General features: G+C 34.9%; 6 protein-coding genes. 4 read left to right on the forward strand and 2 right to left on the reverse strand.

What is annotated here, in order from left to right:
- Positions 1 to 247: 247 nt before the first annotated feature.
- Positions 248 to 796: a GNAT family N-acetyltransferase gene (locus AC3WOM_RS26460; protein ID WP_427546117.1), complete on the reverse strand. Its 549-nt coding sequence runs from the start codon at positions 794 to 796 to the stop codon at positions 248 to 250.
- Between the two features lie 470 nt (positions 797 to 1,266).
- Here AC3WOM_RS26460 and AC3WOM_RS26465 point away from each other — a divergent pair, with 470 nt between their 5' ends.
- Genes AC3WOM_RS26465 through AC3WOM_RS26480 form a run of 4 tightly spaced genes read left to right on the forward strand, consistent with a single transcriptional unit; the run spans position 1,267 to position 3,241 of the window.
- Positions 1,267 to 1,695: a GNAT family N-acetyltransferase gene (locus tag AC3WOM_RS26465; RefSeq protein WP_492449119.1), complete on the forward strand. Its 429-nt coding sequence runs from the start codon at positions 1,267 to 1,269 to the stop codon at positions 1,693 to 1,695.
- 32 nt (positions 1,696 to 1,727) lie between these two features.
- Positions 1,728 to 2,318, forward strand: a complete 591-nt coding sequence (locus AC3WOM_RS26470; protein ID WP_492449122.1) for an SMI1/KNR4 family protein — start codon at positions 1,728 to 1,730, stop codon at positions 2,316 to 2,318.
- 14 nt (positions 2,319 to 2,332) lie between these two features.
- Entirely contained in the window at positions 2,333 to 2,803 is a 471-nt protein-coding gene (locus AC3WOM_RS26475; RefSeq protein ID WP_492449125.1) for a GNAT family N-acetyltransferase, read from the forward strand.
- A 15-nt stretch (positions 2,804 to 2,818) separates the two neighbouring features.
- On the forward strand, positions 2,819 to 3,241 hold the full coding sequence (locus AC3WOM_RS26480) for a GNAT family N-acetyltransferase (protein ID WP_427546125.1): 423 nt from the start codon (positions 2,819 to 2,821) through the stop codon (positions 3,239 to 3,241).
- A gap of 55 nt (positions 3,242 to 3,296) precedes the next feature.
- Here AC3WOM_RS26480 and AC3WOM_RS26485 read toward each other — a convergent pair whose 3' ends face one another.
- On the reverse strand, positions 3,297 to 4,034 hold the full coding sequence (locus AC3WOM_RS26485) for a class I SAM-dependent methyltransferase (RefSeq protein WP_492449129.1): 738 nt from the start codon (positions 4,032 to 4,034) through the stop codon (positions 3,297 to 3,299).
- Between the last annotated feature and the right edge of the window lie 288 nt (positions 4,035 to 4,322).

Here is a 4,322-nt window from a genome sequence, read left to right on the forward strand (position 1 = left end):
CTTTTCTTTTGAGGGAAGAAAATATTTAAAGTTCTACACTATTGCTGATTGGAGTGCAAGGCTACTCGACTCCCGTGAGATAGCGAGACAGGCGAGACCCTGCACGGAGCGTCAGCAGCAAAGCGAGTAGCCTGGAACGGAAATCACCTTCATTTTAACTAAATATTCACAAAAAATCCCTTGACTATTTAATTTTTCAACACTATGAAACGCCCACTCTATCAGATGTGGGCGTTTATTATTTATCTTAATGTGTCCATTCTTCTCGTAATAGACCAAATAATAATAGATCATAAAACTTACCGAATCGGAAAATCTCATTTCTTAAAATACCTTCTTTTGAAAAGCCGCATTTTTCATAGGATCGAATAGCTGCTGTATTAAAGCTGAAAACCTGTAGTTTAATTTTATTGATAGCAATGTAATTAAAAATAAAATCGATAAGGGTTTTCATAGCATCTGTTCCAAGTCCTTTGCCTTGCCATTGCTCACCAATCGAAATGCCTACAAAGCAAGTACTATTTTGCCAATTAATTGAAAATACAGCGCATGTACCAATAAGTTCATTTGTAGATTTTTCAAATATACCGAAGAAAAAATCTTCCTTCTTTGCACTAATACTTTGGAAGAATGATGAGTGATCCTCGAAGGTTTTTGGAAAGGGGATTTCGTCATTAGCTAATAATAACGACTTCTTTTCACTTTCAATCTTGACAAACGTCTCTAAGTCAGACGAAGTCATTTGCTGTAAAGTAATTGTTTGACCTGTAAGAAAGTTTTTCATGTAATGATCCATTTGTGTTCTCCCTTGTTCAAGGGCTGCAGCTAAAATGACATCCCTTGTTTGATCTGTTGAATAACCAAAACGTCTACTGCACTTGCCGCACTCATTGGCACAACTCCTTTTAATTGAATACTTTTATAGTAGCATTTTTAAGGATTAGTAGAAATAAATATTTAAAATAAGAAGGACTTCAATTAGTTTCGTTTCTTCTGAACATTTAATCTTGTATTTTATCAAACAACCCACATATCAATAGTTCGAATTTCTGATGGTGTTTACAGATAGAGTATTTTACAATAGTTTAAAAGAAAATTCCAAATTATTACGATTAGCTCTATGGAGTTAATGAAACATAACGAAAAAAGGGAAGTGTTACAATGAGTATTCAGCTAATACCATGTACATTAGAAGACCTAGATGACCTTCAAAAAATCAGTAAATAAACTTATACGGACACCTATTATGATGAGCAATTTAGACATATGATCAGCCTGGATACGATTAACACCCATTTAGAGCGAGCATTTAATAAAAATCAACTGAAAAATGAGCTTTCCAATGAGTCTTCTAGCTTTTACTTTATCTATTTAGATGACGAATTGGCAGGCTATATAAAAATAAATGTGGACGATGCACAATCAGATTCGTTTGGGGATCAAGCACTAGAGATCGAACGTATCTATGTAGGGCAATCCTTTCAAGGACGTGGACTTGGAAAAGCACTATTAAATAAAGGGTTAGAGCGGGCTAAGCAGCTTGAAAAGAAGATTGTTTGGTTAGGGGTTTGGGAGAAAAATTTATCAGCCATCCAATTTTATGAAAGTATAGGATTTTCTCGATTTAGTACCCATGATTTTCAATTTGGAAATGACGTACATACCGATTTTATTATGCGTAAATTAATGGATTAACTTACAATAACAATTAGAAAGAGGAGAATTCAATGTGTTTCTTTACAACTTATTTTAATGGCTTGATGGCATACTTACCTGAAGAAGAGCAAATCCAGCTGCAACAAGCAAAAGGAGCAACTGATTCTCAAATTCAAACATTATTAGATATATTTCCAGAATGTCCAAAATCTTTGATTAAACTACTGCAAGATATTAATGGAACCTATTATTGTAAGCATGGAGAAACAACGATTAGTGTACTAGTATTAGGCTCAGATCTAGGTGATTATCCATATTATTTAAAGTCTATTGAGCAAATGATAAAAGATGCCCAAGTAGTGAATAGTGAAAGTATTTATGAACGTTATCGAGATTTTTTAGAGCATGTTGAAGTGGATGGTAGAATTCAGATGCATATACCATTAAATAAGCATTTATGCTTTGCGGATTGTATGAACAATGGCGGTACATCTAGCCTATATATAGATTTTCATCCCAATGATGGTGGACAGATAGGGCAGGTCGTTCGATATGTTCATGACCCAGATAGCTATGAGGTTATTGCACCATCCTTTGATGACTATTTACAACAGCTAATAGATGGAGAGTATGAATTTACATCAATCTATGAGGAGGAATAGGAGGGAGGGCATTTATGAGATTAAAATTTTATGAGACGTGTGATGCCCCGTTAATAGAGAGATATGCAATAACAACAGAGCAGTTAAGTTTTACAAAGTCTCCAAAAGAAAGTATTGAACTGGCGAAATTGGACAGAAATCGTCATACCATATTGGTGCTTGCAGAAGATAAGCTAGTTTCTTTCTTTGTATTACATGAAAAAGATGGGGTAATACCATATTCAACAAATGAAGCTGCCTTGTTAATTCGCTCCTTTTCTACTGATTATCATGAGCAAGGGAAAGGCTATGCAAAAGCAGCATTACAGCTCTTACCAGAATTTGTTCAGACGCATTTTCCTCATATTAATGAGCTCGTGTTAGGAGTTAATGTCCCAAACAAATCCGCACAGGCACTTTATACTAAATGTGGCTTTGTTGATGAGGGAAGGCAAGTAACCGGATTTAATGATGAGCTTATTGTAATGAGTTATTATATCAAGTAGTGTTAGGAGATTCTGATGACATTGGTAATGAACGCAGGGATAGAGCAGTTGGATGAAATATGTGCGATAGATAAAGAAGTACTAGGTGATTTTTCAAGAAGCAAACAAATAAGTATAGCCATTCAAGAAAAACGCTGTATCATCCAACAAAATGAACAAGGGATTGCGGGCTTTCTGATATTTACAAATAATTTTTTTGAACATGGCTTTATCGACTTAGTGATAGTAAAGCCATCTGAACGGAGAAGGGGAGTTGCTGCCTCTTTAATTGAGACTTATGTAGAATTAGCTATCACGCCAAAGATTTTTTCCTCTACTAATCAATCAAATACGGCTATGCATCAAGTATTTGACAAGACAGGATTTATAAAAAGTGGGTTTATTGAGAATTTGGACGAGGATGATCCAGAAATTATTTATGTGAAACTAAGTAAATAAAGTATGGGAGGTCTCGAAGATGAATAATTACTTCGAGACCTCAAGGTTTTTTTGATTATTTTTTCGCTCTAATTACTAAAAAGGAAGGACGACGAATTTCTTTTTCTAGAGAGGGAAGTTTCTCTATTGCCTCCAAATTAGGAAGCGGTTCTACCATTTTTTCGATAGTGAGGCCATGTGCAATTAATGAATTGATAATCGTAGAGATACATCGATGATATTTAACTACACCATCCACAAACCATGTCTGTTCACGTAAGCCCTCATCCTGGTAATTGTCAATTGCATAATGATTTCTATGACCGTTATCATCATACATCCAATTATCCTCGAATGTTTTCCTAGCTGTTGCAATTGGATGTTCTATGGAAAATATAAAGATGCCATTTGAACGAAGTATGCTTGCAATTTTACTGATCACAGCATCAAAATTTTCAATGTAATGCAAGGAGAGGGAGCTTGTAATACAATCAAAGCTTTCTGGAGCTATATGATAATCCTCTATTGCATGCAAACAATAATCGATATTTGGATGTGCATATTCACGACGTGCAATCGCCAGCATATTTCTGGAGACATCGATGGCAGTAACATGTTTTGCATCGTTTTCTATACAATAATACGCAAATTCGCCCATTCCACAGCCGATATCAAGCATCTGTAAATTCTGTAAATTTGGCAGTAAGGATTTTATCGCGGGCTGCTCCAGCAAATTATTATAATTATAAGATCTTTGACGTAAAGCTTGATACTGACAGAAAAATTCAGGATTGTCATAAATATTTTGTTTCATGTAAAACCTCCACTTGTTTTACATAACGTTATGTAGCATTTGCGCATAATCATTGTCTCACAGCTATGAAAATAGAAATAGACTTTTTATTCTATTTTTAGTAGGATGTAGATAGAGGCATGTCAACTTTAATATTTTAAATTACCATCTATTTACATATAAATAGATGGTCATGTTGTTGAAATACTATTATGTCAATGAAATCAAGGTGATCAAAAAGTATAGCCCTTTTTCAAAACGAGGGGTTGATCTCCGTTCCGACTGAGTGCTTTCCTGGGGGCGTCCGAT

Source organism: Lysinibacillus sp. FW301-JW8 (assembly GCF_058788755.1).